21 protein-coding genes are annotated in these 14,177 nt (G+C 63.4%); 18 read left to right on the top strand and 3 right to left on the bottom strand.

Going from position 1 to position 14,177, the window contains the following annotated elements; genetic code table 11:
• Together NYQ83_RS05205 and NYQ83_RS05200 are read left to right on the top strand one after the other, a co-directional pair.
• On the top strand, nucleotides 1–2,118 hold the full coding sequence (locus NYQ83_RS05205) for a 3-hydroxyacyl-CoA dehydrogenase NAD-binding domain-containing protein (protein WP_261213046.1): 2,118 nt from the start codon (nucleotides 1–3) through the stop codon (nucleotides 2,116–2,118).
• Nucleotides 2,105–3,964, top strand: a complete 1,860-nt coding sequence (locus NYQ83_RS05200; protein ID WP_261213044.1) for an acetyl-CoA hydrolase/transferase C-terminal domain-containing protein — start codon at nucleotides 2,105–2,107, stop codon at nucleotides 3,962–3,964. Before NYQ83_RS05205 ends, NYQ83_RS05200 begins: the two co-directional genes overlap by 14 nt.
• Nucleotide 3,965: 1 nt before the next feature.
• On the opposite strand, the gene NYQ83_RS05195 is transcribed toward NYQ83_RS05200, so the two are convergent.
• Complete coding sequence (locus NYQ83_RS05195; protein WP_128292706.1) at nucleotides 3,966–4,244, bottom strand: helix-turn-helix domain-containing protein; 279 nt, start codon at nucleotides 4,242–4,244, stop codon at nucleotides 3,966–3,968.
• The gene (locus NYQ83_RS05190) at nucleotides 4,213–4,485 is read right to left on the bottom strand and encodes a BrnT family toxin (protein ID WP_261213040.1); all 273 of its coding nucleotides are present in this window, start codon (nucleotides 4,483–4,485) and stop codon (nucleotides 4,213–4,215) included. Before NYQ83_RS05190 ends, NYQ83_RS05195 begins: the two co-directional genes overlap by 32 nt.
• 107 nt (nucleotides 4,486–4,592) lie before the next feature.
• Between NYQ83_RS05190 and NYQ83_RS05185 the strand changes: the two genes are divergently transcribed.
• Genes NYQ83_RS05185 through NYQ83_RS05175 form a run of 3 tightly spaced genes read left to right on the top strand, consistent with a single transcriptional unit; the run spans nucleotide 4,593 to nucleotide 6,103 of the window.
• Nucleotides 4,593–5,438: an urease accessory protein UreD gene (locus tag NYQ83_RS05185; protein ID WP_261213038.1), complete on the top strand. Its 846-nt coding sequence runs from the start codon at nucleotides 4,593–4,595 to the stop codon at nucleotides 5,436–5,438.
• Nucleotides 5,439–5,447: 9 nt separating this feature from the next.
• Entirely contained in the window at nucleotides 5,448–5,750 is a 303-nt protein-coding gene (locus NYQ83_RS05180) for an urease subunit gamma (protein WP_128292714.1), read from the top strand.
• 47 nt (nucleotides 5,751–5,797) lie between these two features.
• Nucleotides 5,798–6,103, top strand: coding sequence for an urease subunit beta (locus tag NYQ83_RS05175; RefSeq protein WP_234630652.1), 306 nt, complete (start codon nucleotides 5,798–5,800; stop codon nucleotides 6,101–6,103).
• Nucleotides 6,104–6,214: 111 nt separating this feature from the next.
• Here NYQ83_RS05175 and NYQ83_RS05170 read toward each other — a convergent pair whose 3' ends face one another.
• Nucleotides 6,215–6,673 carry a hypothetical protein gene (locus NYQ83_RS05170; RefSeq protein WP_234630653.1) on the bottom strand — a complete coding sequence of 153 codons (459 nt, stop codon included), beginning with the start codon at nucleotides 6,671–6,673 and terminating at the stop codon, nucleotides 6,215–6,217.
• A 193-nt stretch (nucleotides 6,674–6,866) separates the two neighbouring features.
• Between NYQ83_RS05170 and NYQ83_RS05165 the strand changes: the two genes are divergently transcribed.
• The 13 genes from NYQ83_RS05165 to ureG all read left to right on the top strand — a co-directional run bounded on the left by NYQ83_RS05165 (nucleotide 6,867) and on the right by ureG (nucleotide 14,175).
• The gene (locus NYQ83_RS05165; RefSeq protein WP_261213034.1) at nucleotides 6,867–7,274 is read left to right on the top strand and encodes a lysozyme inhibitor LprI family protein; all 408 of its coding nucleotides are present in this window, start codon (nucleotides 6,867–6,869) and stop codon (nucleotides 7,272–7,274) included.
• Nucleotides 7,275–7,368: 94 nt separating this feature from the next.
• Nucleotides 7,369–7,641, top strand: a complete 273-nt coding sequence (locus NYQ83_RS05160) for an AbrB/MazE/SpoVT family DNA-binding domain-containing protein (RefSeq protein WP_261213032.1) — start codon at nucleotides 7,369–7,371, stop codon at nucleotides 7,639–7,641.
• On the top strand, nucleotides 7,638–8,039 hold the full coding sequence (locus NYQ83_RS05155; RefSeq protein WP_234630656.1) for a PIN domain-containing protein: 402 nt from the start codon (nucleotides 7,638–7,640) through the stop codon (nucleotides 8,037–8,039). The genes NYQ83_RS05160 and NYQ83_RS05155 overlap by 4 nt, the downstream gene beginning before the upstream one ends.
• Before the next feature lie 2 nt (nucleotides 8,040–8,041).
• A complete protein-coding gene (gene ureC, locus NYQ83_RS05150; protein ID WP_261213030.1) occupies nucleotides 8,042–9,754 on the top strand; it encodes an urease subunit alpha in 1,713 nt (570 codons plus the stop codon).
• A 33-nt stretch (nucleotides 9,755–9,787) separates the two neighbouring features.
• Nucleotides 9,788–10,081, top strand: a complete 294-nt coding sequence (locus tag NYQ83_RS05145) for a BrnT family toxin (protein ID WP_261213027.1) — start codon at nucleotides 9,788–9,790, stop codon at nucleotides 10,079–10,081.
• Complete coding sequence (locus NYQ83_RS05140; RefSeq protein WP_261213025.1) at nucleotides 10,047–10,310, top strand: BrnA antitoxin family protein; 264 nt, start codon at nucleotides 10,047–10,049, stop codon at nucleotides 10,308–10,310. The genes NYQ83_RS05145 and NYQ83_RS05140 overlap by 35 nt, the downstream gene beginning before the upstream one ends.
• Nucleotides 10,311–10,359: 49 nt before the next feature.
• The gene (locus tag NYQ83_RS05135) at nucleotides 10,360–10,833 is read left to right on the top strand and encodes a DUF29 domain-containing protein (protein WP_261213023.1); all 474 of its coding nucleotides are present in this window, start codon (nucleotides 10,360–10,362) and stop codon (nucleotides 10,831–10,833) included.
• 6 nt (nucleotides 10,834–10,839) lie between these two features.
• Nucleotides 10,840–11,364, top strand: a complete 525-nt coding sequence (locus tag NYQ83_RS05130) for a GNAT family N-acetyltransferase (protein WP_261213021.1) — start codon at nucleotides 10,840–10,842, stop codon at nucleotides 11,362–11,364.
• Between the two features lie 63 nt (nucleotides 11,365–11,427).
• The gene (locus tag NYQ83_RS05125) at nucleotides 11,428–12,036 is read left to right on the top strand and encodes a LysE family translocator (RefSeq protein ID WP_234630659.1); all 609 of its coding nucleotides are present in this window, start codon (nucleotides 11,428–11,430) and stop codon (nucleotides 12,034–12,036) included.
• The gene (locus NYQ83_RS05120) at nucleotides 12,033–12,557 is read left to right on the top strand and encodes an urease accessory protein UreE (protein ID WP_261213018.1); all 525 of its coding nucleotides are present in this window, start codon (nucleotides 12,033–12,035) and stop codon (nucleotides 12,555–12,557) included. The genes NYQ83_RS05125 and NYQ83_RS05120 overlap by 4 nt, the downstream gene beginning before the upstream one ends.
• 22 nt (nucleotides 12,558–12,579) lie before the next feature.
• On the top strand, nucleotides 12,580–12,861 hold the full coding sequence (locus NYQ83_RS05115) for a YrhK family protein (protein WP_261213016.1): 282 nt from the start codon (nucleotides 12,580–12,582) through the stop codon (nucleotides 12,859–12,861).
• A complete protein-coding gene (locus tag NYQ83_RS05110; protein ID WP_261213014.1) occupies nucleotides 12,836–13,528 on the top strand; it encodes an urease accessory protein UreF in 693 nt (230 codons plus the stop codon). Before NYQ83_RS05115 ends, NYQ83_RS05110 begins: the two co-directional genes overlap by 26 nt.
• Before the next feature lie 2 nt (nucleotides 13,529–13,530).
• Complete coding sequence (gene ureG / locus NYQ83_RS05105) at nucleotides 13,531–14,175, top strand: urease accessory protein UreG (RefSeq protein WP_261213958.1); 645 nt, start codon at nucleotides 13,531–13,533, stop codon at nucleotides 14,173–14,175.
• Nucleotides 14,176–14,177 lie beyond the last annotated feature (2 nt).

Here is a 14,177-nt window from a genome sequence, read left to right as displayed (position 1 = left end):
ATGGGACGCATGCTAAGCGCGCTGTCGCCGCGCCTTATGGAAACCGGGCCCGTCGATCTGAAGATGGCGCCCGCCGACAAAATGTGGAAGCGCGGCCGTGACGCCGACAATGTCGAATGGCTTCTCCTCGACATGCCCGGCCGCTCCGTCAATGTCGTCGACGAGGCGATGCTGACGGAACTCGACGCCATCCTGACGGAGCTCGAGGCGAACCCGCCGAAGGCGCTCGCCATCCGCTCGGCGAAGAAATCCGGCTTCATCGTCGGCGCCGACATCAACATGTTCCGCAACCTGACGAAGGCGGAAGAGGTGGAGGCGGCGCTGAGGCGCGCCCACAAGGTCGTCGATCGGCTCGCAGAGGTATCTTATCCGACCGTCGCCGTCATTCACGGCAATTGCCTTGGTGGCGGTCTCGAAATCGCGCTTGCCTGCAAGCGCCGTGTCGCGGTCGGCGAGGCGAAGCTCGGCTTTCCGGAGGTGATGCTCGGCTTGCATCCGGGCCTTGGCGGCACCTTCCGCTCCACTGGGCTCATCGACCCGACCGAGGCGATGACCATGATGCTGACCGGCCGCAACAAATCGGCCCGTTCGGCAAAGCGTCTGGGGCTCGTCGATCTTGCGACGGAAGAACGCCATGTGGCGGCGGCCGTTGCGGCGGTCGCCAGGGGCGAGCTTCATTCCGCCGCCCATGAGGGGCTGAAAGACAAGGCGCTGAGCAGCGGCCCGGGCCGCCGCTTTGCGTCCAACCGCATGCGGGCGAAGGTCGAGGAGCGGCTGCGCAAGGAGCATTATCCGGCGCCTTACGCGCTCATCGATTTGTGGGAGACGTCCGGCGGCGACGTCGACAATATGCGCGAAGGCGAGATCAAATCCTTTGCGGACCTTCTCGTCACGGATACGGCGCAAAGCCTCATCCGCGTCTTCTTCCTGCGTGAGAAGATGAAGGGGCTCGCGCCGAAGAAGAGCGATATCGGCCATGTGCATGTAGTCGGCGCCGGCACGATGGGCGGCGAGATCGCCGCCTGGTCGGCCCGCAGCGGCATGCGCGCGACGCTCGCCGATCTTGCCATCAAGCCGATCGCCAAGGCGATGAAGCCCGCCTGGAAGATGATGGAAAAGACGCTCAAAGACAGCGTCAAGGCGCGCGACGCATGGGACCGGCTCATTCCGGACCCGAACGGCTACGGGCTCAAAGGCGCGGATCTCGTCATCGAAGCGGTGCCGGAAAAGCTCGATCTGAAGAAGAAGATCTACGCGGGTCTCGAAGAGGGCATGAAGCCCGGGGCGATCATCGCCACCAACACCTCGTCGATCCCGCTCGAGGATTTGCGGGCGGACCTGAAAGATCCCTCCCGTTTCGTCGGCATCCACTTCTTCAACCCGGTGTCGAAGATGCAGCTCGTCGAGGTGGTGAAACACGATCGCCTGTCGGACGAGACGCTTTCGGCCGCGATGTCCTACGTCACCTCGATCGACCGCCTGCCGGCGCCGGTGAAATCCTCGCCGGGTTTCCTCGTCAATCGGGCTCTGACGCCGTATCTCCTGGAAGCCATGCTCCTGCTCGACGAAGGCGTCGACAAGGAGGTGATCGACGAGGCCGCGAAGGATTTCGGCATGCCGATGGGCCCGGTGGAGCTCATGGACAATATCGGCCTCGATGTCGGCCTCGCCGTCGCCGACGAGTTGCGCAACCGCCTGCCGGTGCCGATTCCCGAGGCGCCCCAATGGCTGAAAGAGAAGGTCGAAAAGGGCGAGCTCGGCCGCAAGACCGGCAAGGGGCTCTATTCCTACGACAAGGACGGAAAGCCGCAGCGCGGCAAGAAGCACGAGGCGATCCCGCCGGCGGATCTTCAGGATCGCCTGGTCCTGCCGATCCTCAACACCTGTGCGGCATGTCTGCGTGAGAACGTCGTGGAGGACGAGGATGTCCTTGACGGCGCCATGATTTTCGGTACGGGCTTTGCTCCTTTCAGGGGCGGACCGCTCCATTACGCCCGCGCTCGTGGCGTGGACGATGTTGTGGCGGCGCTCGACAAGCTGGCCGAAAAATATGGCGATCGCTTCAAGCCGGACGACGGCTGGACAAAACTCCGACAGGAACAGCGTGCGGCCGCCTGAGGTTTCCTCGGACGCAGACGCTCTCGCCGACAGGGTTATTGAGCATGTAGGCCGGGACATCGTTCTCGGCCTGCCGCTCGGCCTCGGCAAGGCGAACCTTTTTGCCAATGCGCTTTACAGGCGGGCCGAAGCCGATCGCTCGATCCGCCTGACGATTTTCACTGCGCTGACGCTGCAGCCGCCCTCCGGCTCGTCGGAGATCGAGACGCGGTTCATGGGACCGCTCGCCGAGCGGCTCTATGCAGGCGTGCCGCGCCTTGCCTATGCGCGGCCGATGCGGGCGGGCACGCTGCCGCCGAATATCGAGGTCAATGAGTTCTTTTTCCTCGCGGGCAAGTACCTGTCGAGCCCGCACGCGCAGCAGACTTACATCTCCGCCAATTACACCCACGCCGTCGGCTATCTTCTGGAGCGCGGCGTCAATGTCGTCGGCCAGATGGTGGCGCGCGAAGGTGAGGGGGAGAGCGCGCGTTACAGCGTTTCCGGCAATACGGATGTGACGCTCGACATCCTGTCGACGATCCGGGCGCGGCGTGCCGCCGGTGAAAAGCTCGCCCTTGTTGGCGAGGTGAACAACGAGCTCCCCTTCATGCCGGGCGCGGCCGAACTGGCGCCGGAAGAGTTCGATTTTGTCCTCGAAGGCGGAGATTACCCGCTCTTCGTTACACCGAAACCGCCCGTTTCGCTCGCGGATTACGCCATCGGCCTGCATGCGGCGAGCCTGGTGCCCGATGGCGGGACGCTGCAGATCGGCATCGGCTCGATCGGCGACGCGCTCACCCATGCGCTCATCCTGCGTCATCGCCACCCGGAGGTCTTCCGCGCCGCGCTCGACGCGCTCGGACCGACGCCTGCGGGGCGCGAGCGCCATTGCGAACCGTTTCGCGAAGGCCTCTATGCCGCTTCGGAAATGTTCGTCGACGGCTTCCTCGATCTCTTCGAGGCCGGCATCCTGAAGCGGCCGGCCGAGGATGGCGCCGTCCTGCATGCCGGGTTTTTTCTCGGGCCGCAGAGTTTTTACGACCGCTTGAAGGCGCTGCCGGAGGGGGAGCGGGCGAAGCTCTCCATGCGCGAGATCTCCTTCGTCAACGATCTCTATGGTGACGAAGAGCAGAAGCGCCGCGACCGCCGCGATGCCCGCTTCGTCAACAACGCCATGATGGCGACGCTTCTCGGTGCCGTCGTCTCCGACCAGCTGGAGGATGGGCGCGTGGTCTCGGGTGTCGGCGGCCAGTACAATTTCGTTGCCCAGGCTTTTGCGCTCAAAGGCGCGCGCTCCATCATGGCGCTCCGGGCTGCGCGGATGGCCAAGGGGGCGCCGCGTTCCAACATCGTCTGGACTTACGGCCATACGACCGTGCCGCGGCATTTGAAGGATGTCGTCATCACCGAATACGGGATCGCGGAGCTGAAAGGGCGCAGCGACCGCGACACCGTCGCCGCCATGCTGGCGATCACCGACAGCCGTTTTCAGGATGGGCTCGTGAAGCGTGCTCGCAAGGCCGGCAAGATCGAGCGCGATTTCAAGCTTTCCTCGACGGAGAACACGCCGCAGCGCATCGTTTCGGCTCTCTCGCCCTTCCGCCATGCGGGACATTTGCCGCGCTTCCCGCTCGGCACGGATTTCACCGAAGCCGAACAGACGCTGCTTCCGGCGCTCTCGCTTCTGAAACGGCAGCAGGGGGCCTGGCTCGAGCTCGCCCGCACGTTCCGGGAGGGCTGGGGAGCCGGCGAGACCACCCCTGCCGAAAAGGCGGCTCTCGATCGCATGGGGCTCGCCAAACCGAAGAGCCTCAAAGAGACGGCGCTCGCCGCCCTCGTTCTGGGCGCACTCAGGCGCAGCTGATTTACGCCACGGCGGTGGCAACCAGCTCCGGATTGCGCATGATCACGCGAACATAGGCGATCGCAAAGTCCGGCGGTGTGACTCGCGCCTGCTCCCAGTCCCGAAGAGTCCCGAGCGGAACATGAAACCGCTTGGCGAACTCGGCCTGGGTGAGGCCGAGCTGGGTGCGTGCCTTGCGCACGATACGCGCTTTCTGCCCGCGCTCCAGGGCTTCGGCCGAGACATCGAAGTCCTCGGGATCGTTCGAGTCAGAGGGCAGAACGATACGATCTTTCTTCACCTTTGTTGCTCCTTCTGACGGAGATGAAACGCGGCTGCCCGTCCCGCCAGACGAATTTGGCCGTGTAAATCTTTTCGCCGACGCAGCCGATGGCCTTGAAGCGTTCCTCGCCATCCTTTGGGCGTATCGATGGAAGGATAAGAAGGTCCTCATCCTCCATGATCGTGTCGCCGAAGATCAGCGGCAGACCGTGGCGCTCCCGGTTGCAAACATCCTTGGCGGGATCGAACCTGTCGGTCATGAAAAGAGCATATACCGAAATTCAGTAGAAATACAGATTTGAAGCGTGGCGGGCGCTCTCGACTCGCTCACCATTCTCGTCGATGGTCGGATGCGGAAGAGGGCGGGATGCTTCGAACGAGCGTCGATACGAGTGACAGAGCCAGCGCGCCTGCGCGCCTCCAGCGCGTCGAGGCGGAGGCGCGGATTGCTTTCAAGCGCGACGGTGGGGTGACCCGTCTCGACCGGCTGTTCCACCAAGGATCTGTGAAGTGGCGCCTGCCGCACGTGCCGGCGGGCATGCCGCCCGAAGCTGTCGTCATCAATACCGCGGGCGGTCTCACCGGCGGTGACCGGTTTTCTGTCACCGTCGAGATGGGCGAGGGGACGACGGTGGTTGTGATGACACCCGCCTGCGAGCGGCTTTATCGCGCGGCGGGCGGGGTTGCCGAAATCGACGTGCATCTCGATCTCGCGGCAGGCGCGACACTCTACTGGCTGCCGCAGGAGACGATCGCGTTTGAGGGCGCGGCCTGTCATCGCCGCATCACGGCCGAGCTCGGCGATGGTGCCCGGCTTCTGGCGCTGGAATCCACGCTTCTTGGGCGCCGCGCCATGGGCGAACGCGTGACGCGGGCCGACCTGCGGGAAAGCTGGCGGGTGCGCCGCGCGGGACGTCTCGTGCATGCCGACGAACTGGCGTTGCGCGGCGACGTCGCGGCGCTCGGCGGCGCACGTGCCACCTTGGCGGGCGGCAGCGCTTTTGCGAGTCTCGTCCTCGTGGCGGAGGATTGCGAGCCTCTCGTCGATCGTTTGCGCGCAGCACTCGGACCCGGAGGCGGGGCGAGCGCCTTCAATGGCAAAATACTTGCTAGGCTGGTGGCAGAAGACGGCCTTGCGCTGCGGCGCCACCTTGTGCCCGCACTCAGAATTCTATTAGCGGATTGTCCGCTGCCCAAAATCTGGACGCTTTGAGATAGGATCATGCAGCTCACCCCGCGCGAAAAGGACAAACTGCTTGTTGCCATGGCGGCCGAAGTTGCCCGAAAGCGGCTTCAGCGAGGCGTCAAGCTCAACCATCCCGAGGCGATCGCCCTGATCACGGATTTCGTGGTCGAAGGTGCGCGCGACGGGCGCGCCGTTGCCGATCTCATGGAGGCAGGCGCCCATGTCGTCACCCGCGACCAGGTGATGGACGGCGTGGCGGAGATGATCCACGACGTTCAGGTGGAGGCGACGTTTCCGGATGGGACCAAGCTCGTCACGGTCCACCAGCCGGTGCGTTGAACCCGGTGTGGGAGAAGGATTTCCGCGAGAAGAGAGGTATTGGTGCCATGATCCCTGGAGAGGTCATTCCGGCGGCGGGCGACATCGTTCTCAATGAAGGTTGCGAGACCGTCAGCCTTGAGGTCGCCAATACGGGCGACCGTCCCGTTCAGGTGGGCTCGCACTACCACTTCTATGAAACGAACGAAGCCCTGGCGTTCGACCGCGAGAAAGCCCGGGGCATGCGCCTCGATATTGCGGCCGGCACGGCCGTGCGTTTCGAGCCGGGCCAGAGGCGCGAAGTGACGCTCGTGCCGCTTCGTGGCGCCCGCAAAGTGTACGGCTTCAATCAGAAGGTCATGGGTGCGCTGTAAGCGCGACCGGACATTCGGCTGCTGACGTACCGCAGCCGATAATCACCGCCGGATCGAATTCTGAGAAAGAGGGCGCGGTCGCTCAGGCGGCCGCGCCCTTTTATGCTCCCGTCAGCTGCGCACGAACAGCAGAAGGTCGCCCGAGGGCATCATCTGCGCGGCGACCACTTTCGTCACATCGAGCCCGCCCTCGCGAAGCCGCGGTCCGAGCTGCTGATGGTGCGAGAGGGTGTCGCGCAACTCCGTCACCTTGTCCTGGTTGTCGGCCACGGCCTGATCGACGCGTGCGGCCGCGTCCGCGCCGGCACGTTCATCGATGGTCACGACGCCGACCTGCTTGATGTCGGTGTCGGAGATGGCATCGGCGGCGTTGCCGGAATCGGCGACCGAAGCGACGACGCTGTCGACGGTAATCGGCGTGCGGCCCTGTTCTCCCGGCGCCGCCGGCTGGGCGGCCTGCGTCTGGTTCGGTTTGGCCGCGGGCGTGCCGGCATCTTGCGCGAAGGCGACGGGCGCCAGAAGCGGGAGGGCGAAAGCGGCCGCAGCTGCTGTTGAAACGATCTTTCGCATCGGTCTTTCCTCTTCATCAGAGTTGGGACAGGCCCGCCATGCGGCGGGCGCGTCGGAAGCTCCGCCAGTCTGCGTTTCGAGGGGCCGAAAATGTGATCATTCAGGGACCATTTCGCGGTGCCTGCGGCTGTGCCATCTTCTCTTTCATGATGTTTCGAAGCCGTCGCAGCGCGGCAAGTGGAGAAATTGTTTGATGGCGCGATCCAATATGTTCATGGCCGCCCTTGTCGTCCTCCTGACCCTGTCGGCCGCGGGTGCGGCACGGGCGGCCGAATGCGCCGATCCACAGACGCAGACCGACATGAATGCCTGCGCAGCGCAGAAATTCGAAGCGGCGGACGCCGCTCTCAATGAGGCGTGGCCGAAGGTTCTCGAGTATTACCGTGCGCTCGACGCCGAGCTTTCGGATGATCTGAAGGGCGCGGAAGAGGCGCTCCTCGAGGCACAGCGCACCTGGATCGTCTTCCGCGATGCGCATTGTGCCTCTGTCGGCTTCGCTGCCCGTGGCGGCACCATGGAGCCGCTTCTTGTCGCGTCGTGCAAGGCCGACCTGACGCGCGAGCGGACCGATCAGCTTCTGGCACTGTTGGGAGACAAATAGACGGAAAGTCGGCGAAAGTGGACGCGGTCGGCAGATGTGCGAAATGTAAGCTGATCGGCTATATGTAAGGCTGTGCGCTGTTTCGGAGCTTTTCATGGGTGCCGCAGCAAAGGTTTCCGGCAAGGGCCAGATCACCATCCCGAACTCGATCCGGGAGGAGATGGGCATCGAGAAGGGTGACGAGCTCGTTTTCTACGAAGGTCTCGATGGCCGTATGCGCGTAAGGGTGCGCAAGCTGCGTCGTGGCGCGGGCCGCGCCATGCTGCATTGGCCAAACGCTCCGAAGACTTCCGAGGAAGTTCGAAAAGCGGTGAAAACGGCCGTCGGCGCAGCTCGGAGTCATGGGTCTTCTGGGGCAGATGCGTGATCGCGCTCGATACGAATGTGCTTCTCCGTTACGTGCTCGATGACGATGATCGTCACAGCGAGGCGGCGCGCCACCTCATTGATGATCTCTGCGATCCTGACGCGCCTGCTTTTGTGCACGAGGTTGCCATGGCGGAGTTTGTCTGGGTGCTGACAGGACGAAGGGGGACGAGCCGTGCCGAGATCGCTGGCATTTGCCGCACCTTGATGGACAACTCCCATCTCAGCTTCCGGGACGTGACCGGCCTTTCAGCAGCACTCGACGCCTATGAGGACGGTCCCGCGGATTTCGCCGAATACCTGATCGCAGCTCAGAGCCGGAATTTGGGTGCAGCCCCGACTTTCACCTTCGATACGGCCGCTCTCAAATCGCCCGGCTTTGCCAAAGTGGAAAGCTGACCATGCCCGCCACAATTTCCCGTGCCGCCTATGCCGACATGTTCGGCCCCACCACCGGCGACAAGGTTCGCCTTGCCGATACCGATCTCGTCATCGAGGTGGAGAAGGATTTCACCATCTATGGCGAGGAGGTGAAATTCGGAGGCGGCAAAGTCATTCGCGACGGCATGGGCCAGAGCCAGCATGCGCGGGCGGATGGCGCCGTCGACACGGTCATCACCAATGCGCTGATCGTCGACCACACCGGTATCTACAAGGCCGATATCGGCCTGAAAGACGGGCGCATCTCAGCGATCGGCAAGGCCGGCAATCCCGATACGCAGCCAGGCGTCGACATCATCATCGGCCCGGGAACCGAGGCGATCGCGGGCGAAGGCAAGATCGTGACCGCCGGCGGCTTCGACAGCCATATCCATTTCATCTGCCCGCAGCAGATCGAAGAGGCGCTGATGTCGGGCGTCACGACGATGCTCGGCGGCGGCACCGGCCCGGCGCATGGAACGCTCGCGACGACCTGCACGCCGGGCCCCTGGCACATGGCGCGGATGATCGAGGCGGCAGACGCCTTTCCCATGAACATCGGTTTTGCCGGCAAGGGCAATGCCTCGCTGCCGGCTGCGCTCGAGGAGATGGTGAAGGGCGGCGCCTGCGCGCTGAAGCTTCACGAGGATTGGGGGACGACGCCGGGCGCCATCGATTGCTGCCTGTCCGTCGCTGACGATTACGATGTGCAGGTGATGATCCACACCGACACGCTCAACGAATCCGGTTTCGTGGAGAACACGATCGCCGCCTTCAAGGACCGCACCATCCATGCCTTCCACACCGAAGGGGCGGGTGGCGGCCATGCGCCGGACATCATCAAGGTCTGCGGCCTGGCGAACGTTCTGCCGTCCTCGACCAATCCCACCCGGCCCTATACGCGGAACACGATCGACGAGCATCTCGACATGCTCATGGTCTGCCACCACCTCGATTCCAACATTCCCGAAGATGTGGCCTTCGCCGAAAGCCGCATCCGCAAGGAGACGATCGCGGCGGAAGACATCCTGCATGACATGGGCGCCTTCTCCATCATCGCCTCCGACAGCCAGGCGATGGGACGCGTCGGCGAGGTTTTGATCCGTACCTGGCAGACGGCGCACAAGATGAAGGTGCAGCGCGGCCGCCTTCCCGAGGAGACGGGCGACAACGACAATTTCCGTGTGCGCCGCTACATCGCGAAAGTGACGATCAATCCTGCGATCGCGCACGGCATGGCCGACGAAATCGGTTCGGTGGAAGCGGGCAAGCGCGCCGATCTCGTTTTGTGGGATCCGGCGTTTTTCGGCGTGAAGCCCTTCATGGTGCTGATCGGCGGCTCGATCGCGGCCGCGCCGATGGGCGATCCGAGCGCTTCCATCCCGACGCCGCAGCCGGTGCATTACCGCCCGATGTTCGGCGCCTATGGCAAGGCGCTGACGAATTCCTCCGTCACCTTCGTCTCCAGGGCGGCGATCGACGATGGTCTTGGGGCGCGGCTCGGCGTGGCGAAGGAATTCGTGCCGGTCAAAAACACCCGCGGCGGCATCTCCAAGGCCTCGATGCTCTTGAACGACGCGACGCCGGAGATCGTGGTCGATCCGGAAACCTACGAGGTGCGCGCCAACGGCGACCTCCTCACCTGCGAGCCGGCCGATGTTCTGCCGATGGCGCAGCGGTATTTTCTGTTTTGATCGCTTTGTTTGTAACTACATGCGTGGTTACATATGATGCTGTTCGAATGGGATCCTGCGAAGGCTCGGACGAACATCGCAAAGCACGGTGTTAGCTTTGAGCGGGCCGTGCAGGTTTTTGAAGGTCCGGTGCTGACCTATGTCGATCAGCGGTTTGGCTCTGGCGACGTACGAGAAATTGCGATCGGCTGTATCGGAGATACCGTCATTCTGACGGTGATCCATACAGACAGAAACGGCGTAACGCGCATCATCTCAGCTCGTCCGGCATCGCGCGCCGAAAGGAGGCGCTATGAACAAGCGCTACGACAAAGAACTGACACTTGAGGAGCTCGCCGCGATTCGTGACGAGGACATCGATTATTCCGACATTCCCGAACTCGGCGAGTGGTTCTGGAAGAATGCGAAAATCGTCTATCCCGACAGCCGGGCGAAGAAGCAGCTGACGCTTCGGCTCGACGCCGACATCGTCGAATTCTTCAAGGCGGAGGGTCGAGGATACCAGACCCGCATGAATGCCGTTCTGCGCAGTTATGTCGATGCCGTGCGAAAATAAGCGACACAATGCGAATGGTGTCGGCGCCCGCTCCGGCGTAAATTGAAGCATGTCGTCCGAACCGCTCAAGAAACCGGCCGAAGCGGAACCGCTTTACGAAGCGGATTTCTTCCGCTGGACGCAGGAGCAGGCCGAAGCGCTGCGCACGCGACGCCTCGCCGATCTCGACTGGGCGAATCTTGCCGAGGAGATCGAGACCTTGGGCCGATCGGATCGCAGCGAAATCCGCAGCAGACTGACCGTCATCCTGTTGCACCTCCTGAAATGGCGGTACCAGCCAGAGCAGCGAAAGGGCGGTTGGAAAGCGAGCATTTTCGAGCAGCGTGTTCGGATCGCTGACCTTCTTGAAGACAGTCCGAGCCTGCACTCCTATCCGGCCACCGTCCTTGCCAAGGAATACCGCATCGCGCGTCTCAAGGCGGCCGACGAGACTGGTCTGCCCGAGGATCGCTTTCCTGAGACGTGCCCCTTCACCATCGAAGAAATCCTCGACGAGACCTTCCTGCCGAAGGCGGAGGAATAGACCCTGATGGCCTGGATCTGTCGCGAAGCCGATCCGGCCTTCGACCGCTGGGACGAACTTCATCGTCTTTTGATGGATTGCTTCGCCTATATGGCGGCGCGCATCGATCCTCCGTCCTCGCTTTTGCGCATGGGGCCGGCGGAGCTCGCCGAGAAGGCCGCGAGCGAGACGCTGCTTCTGGCCGAGGAAGATGGACGCATCGTCGGCTGCGCTTTTCTCAGGCTCGAGCCGGACTGCCTTTATATCGGCAAGGTCGCCGTCGATCCGGCCTTTCGCGGGGCGGGGCTGGCGCGACAGCTTTTTGCTCTCGCTGAAGAGCGGGCGCGGGCGAACGGTCGATTGGTCCTCAAGTTGCAGACGCGCGTCGAGCTCTCCGAGAACCACGCCACCTTCGCCCGCCTCGGCTTCGTGAAGGTGGGTGAAACGGCCCATGACGGCTATGACCGTCCGACGAGCATCACCATGACGAAGCCGGTCGGCCTTCAACTGCCAGATCGCGCCTTCTCGGCTGCCGTTCCCGAACAAGCCTGACTTCCTTCCGCAGCGCCGCATTTTTCTTTAGGGTTTCGTCTGAAACGCCCTGAGAGCTTTGCGATGATCGCCTGGAGCCTTTTCATTCCCGCCTGCTTTGCCGTGAATTGCGCGCCCGGGCCCAACAACATGCTGGCCTTCGCCAATGCGGCGAAGGTCGGGCCGCTCTACGCTCTTCTGGGGGGCCTCGGCCGCATGCCGGCCTTTGCCATTTTGATCGGTGTCACCGTTGCGGGGCTTGGCGCGATCCTGTCCGCTTCCGCCGAAGCTTTCGTCGTCATCAAGCTCCTGGGCGCCGCCTATCTCATCTATGTCGGCGTCAGGATCCTGCGCCATGCGCGGCATCTCGCACGGGTGGACCCGTCCTCGGTCAACCTGAAGACGCTGATGCGCCGCGACTTCACCATCGCCATCACCAATCCGAAGGCGATCGCGGTTTTTACGGCTTTTTTCCCGCAGTTCATCGATCCGGCCTTTCCGGCCTGGTCGCAGCTTGCGCGGCTCGGCGGCGCCTTTCTCGTCATGGAGGTTGTGGCGGTCGCGCTCTATGTCGCCGCCGGCGCCCTCCTCAAAGGTCTGCTGCGCTCGGAGCGCATCTTCGTCTGGCTCAACCGTTTCGTCGGCTCGGCGCTGATCGTCTCGGGTGGTTCGATGGCGGTGTCGAGCCGATGACCAGCGAGCAGATGTCCGGCAGCCCGCAGAGCTGGCCGCGCGCCACCGCCGTCGAAGAGGCAGGTCTGCCCTCGGAAGGGATGACCGAAACCGTCTGTCTCACATCGGATGAGCGCCACCGCCGCCGTCTGGTGATGACGACGGAAACCGGGCTGACCTTTCTGCTCGACCTTCCCGAAGCGCGGCTCCTGCGAGAGGGCGACCGCCTGGTTCTGGAAGATGGACGCCGCATCGACGTGCGGGCAAAGCCTGAGCCGCTGCTGGAGGTGCGCGCTCCCGACCGAACCACGCTTTTGCGGCTCGCCTGGCATCTCGGAAACCGCCATACGCCCGCCGCCCTTCAGGAAGAGCGTCTTCTCATCCGCCGCGATCACGTGCTTGCCGAGATGATCCGCAGGCTCGGCGGAGAAATTTTCGAAGTGGAGGAGGCTTTCGATCCGGAAGGTGGCGCTTATGGCGATCCGCACCATCACGGCCATGGTCATGGCACCGAGCCGCCCCATTCTCATGGGCCAGGATGAACAGTACGGACCCCGAGGCAGAATGGCTTTCTTCGACCCTAAGAACAACACGAAGAGCGAGCGTCACCGCACTCTCTACGCGCTTTACGAAATCGCCTTCACGACTGTGGATGTGAGCGCAGCCCTGCTTTTCATTGTCGGCTCCTGGCTCTTCTTCTACCCAGAATTGGAAACTCCGGCGATCTGGTGCTTTCTCATCGGGTCCATCTGTTTTGCCATGAAGCCGACGATCCGCATCGTGCGGGAGCTGCATTATCTCGCGCTCGGAGATTTTGACGATGTCGACAAGGCGGCGCATGGCTGAGGGCGCGACCGAGGTCGAAAGCGGCAGCGAAAATGCGGCCGCTGCTCTGGTGACGCTCCAGTATTGGCTGTCTCCTGCCTTTCCCGTCGGGGCGTTCGCCTATTCGCATGGGCTCGAGCGGGCTGTCGCTGCCGGCTGGGTGCATGACCGCGAAAGCCTCAAGGCATGGCTCGACGCTCTTCTGCTCTGCGGCTCGTTTCGCGCAGACGCCGTTCTCTTCGCAGCAGCCTTTCGCGCCCGAAAGGCGGGCAGCGCGGCCGAGCTTTTCGAGATAGCCGAGCTTGCCGAGGCTCTGGCGCCTTCGCAGGAGAGGCATCTCGAAACGATGGCGCAGGGGCGTGCCTTCGCCGAGGCGACGGGCGGCCCGGCTAGGCCCTGGCCGGTTGCGATCGGGGCGGCCGCCGCTGATCTCGATATCGGGCTCGTCACAGCTGTTGCGAGCTTCCTGCAGGCTGCCATCGTCAATCTCTGTTCGGCAGCGCAAAGGAGCGTTCCGATCGGTCAGAAGGATGCGTTGGCGGTTGTCACTGCGCTGCGCCAGGACGTTCTGGAAACTGCCGCCTGGGCGGCTGCCGCAGATCTCGCCGAGCTTGGCAGCGCAACGTTTTTCTCCGATATCGCGTCGATGCAGCACGAGGTGCAGGAGACGAGGTTGTTCCGCTCATGACGATGACCGCCGAGCCTGCTCCCGCGAGGCAGCGTTCGCCGCACGGCCCCCTTCGCGTCGGCATCGGCGGGCCGGTAGGCTCCGGCAAGACGACGCTTGCCGAAAAGCTCTGCAAGGCGATGCGGGAGCGCCATTCGCTCGCCGTCGTCACCAACGACATCTATACGAAGGAAGACGCGCTCATCCTCAACCGGCTGCAGGCCCTGCCGGAAGACCGCATCGTCGGGGTGGAGACGGGCGGTTGCCCGCATACTGCGATCCGCGAGGATGCATCCATCAACCTTGCCGCCATTGCCGATCTCAACGCCCGCCACCCGGATCTCGATCTCGTCTTCATCGAATCGGGCGGTGACAATCTGGCGGCGACCTTCTCGCCCGATCTCGCCGATTTGACGCTTTACGTGATCAGCGTCGCGGAAGGTGAAAAGATCCCGCGCAAGGGCGGGCCCGCCATCACGCGGTCCGACCTTCTGATCATCAACAAGACCGATCTCGCACCCTATGTCGGCGCCGACCTCGATGTGATGGCCCGCGATGCGGAGCGGGTGCGCGAGGGAAGACCGTTCGTCTTCACCGATCTTTCCCGCAACGAAGGCGTCGATCGGATTGTCGACTTCCTGGCAAGGACCGGCGGGCTGCCGGCCTGAAG

Origin of the sequence: Afifella sp. JA880 (assembly GCF_025379905.1) — a bacterium.
In the GTDB taxonomy this organism is placed as follows: domain Bacteria; phylum Pseudomonadota; class Alphaproteobacteria; order Rhizobiales; family Afifellaceae; genus Afifella; species Afifella aestuarii.
This window is presented reverse-complemented; position numbering and strand designations above follow the sequence as displayed.

Coding starts and splice junctions, on each gene's coding strand:
- NYQ83_RS05175 (WP_234630652.1), top strand. CDS start 5,798: ATGATCCCTGGAGAGGTCATTCCGGCGGCGGGCGACATCGTTCTCAAT.
- NYQ83_RS05205 (WP_261213046.1), top strand. CDS start 1: ATGGGACGCATGCTAAGCGCGCTGTCGCCGCGCCTTATGGAAACCGGG.
- ureG (WP_261213958.1), top strand. CDS start 13,531: ATGACCGCCGAGCCTGCTCCCGCGAGGCAGCGTTCGCCGCACGGCCCC.
- NYQ83_RS05170 (WP_234630653.1), bottom strand. CDS start 6,673: ATGCGAAAGATCGTTTCAACAGCAGCTGCGGCCGCTTTCGCCCTCCCG.
- NYQ83_RS05160 (WP_261213032.1), top strand. CDS start 7,369: ATGGGTGCCGCAGCAAAGGTTTCCGGCAAGGGCCAGATCACCATCCCG.
- NYQ83_RS05140 (WP_261213025.1), top strand. CDS start 10,047: ATGAACAAGCGCTACGACAAAGAACTGACACTTGAGGAGCTCGCCGCG.
- NYQ83_RS05115 (WP_261213016.1), top strand. CDS start 12,580: ATGGCTTTCTTCGACCCTAAGAACAACACGAAGAGCGAGCGTCACCGC.
- NYQ83_RS05180 (WP_128292714.1), top strand. CDS start 5,448: ATGCAGCTCACCCCGCGCGAAAAGGACAAACTGCTTGTTGCCATGGCG.
- NYQ83_RS05130 (WP_261213021.1), top strand. CDS start 10,840: ATGGCCTGGATCTGTCGCGAAGCCGATCCGGCCTTCGACCGCTGGGAC.
- NYQ83_RS05145 (WP_261213027.1), top strand. CDS start 9,788: ATGATGCTGTTCGAATGGGATCCTGCGAAGGCTCGGACGAACATCGCA.
- NYQ83_RS05135 (WP_261213023.1), top strand. CDS start 10,360: ATGTCGTCCGAACCGCTCAAGAAACCGGCCGAAGCGGAACCGCTTTAC.
- NYQ83_RS05120 (WP_261213018.1), top strand. CDS start 12,033: ATGACCAGCGAGCAGATGTCCGGCAGCCCGCAGAGCTGGCCGCGCGCC.
- NYQ83_RS05165 (WP_261213034.1), top strand. CDS start 6,867: ATGGCGCGATCCAATATGTTCATGGCCGCCCTTGTCGTCCTCCTGACC.
- NYQ83_RS05190 (WP_261213040.1), bottom strand. CDS start 4,485: ATGACCGACAGGTTCGATCCCGCCAAGGATGTTTGCAACCGGGAGCGC.
- NYQ83_RS05125 (WP_234630659.1), top strand. CDS start 11,428: ATGATCGCCTGGAGCCTTTTCATTCCCGCCTGCTTTGCCGTGAATTGC.
- NYQ83_RS05185 (WP_261213038.1), top strand. CDS start 4,593: ATGCTTCGAACGAGCGTCGATACGAGTGACAGAGCCAGCGCGCCTGCG.
- NYQ83_RS05110 (WP_261213014.1), top strand. CDS start 12,836: ATGTCGACAAGGCGGCGCATGGCTGAGGGCGCGACCGAGGTCGAAAGC.
- ureC (WP_261213030.1), top strand. CDS start 8,042: ATGCCCGCCACAATTTCCCGTGCCGCCTATGCCGACATGTTCGGCCCC.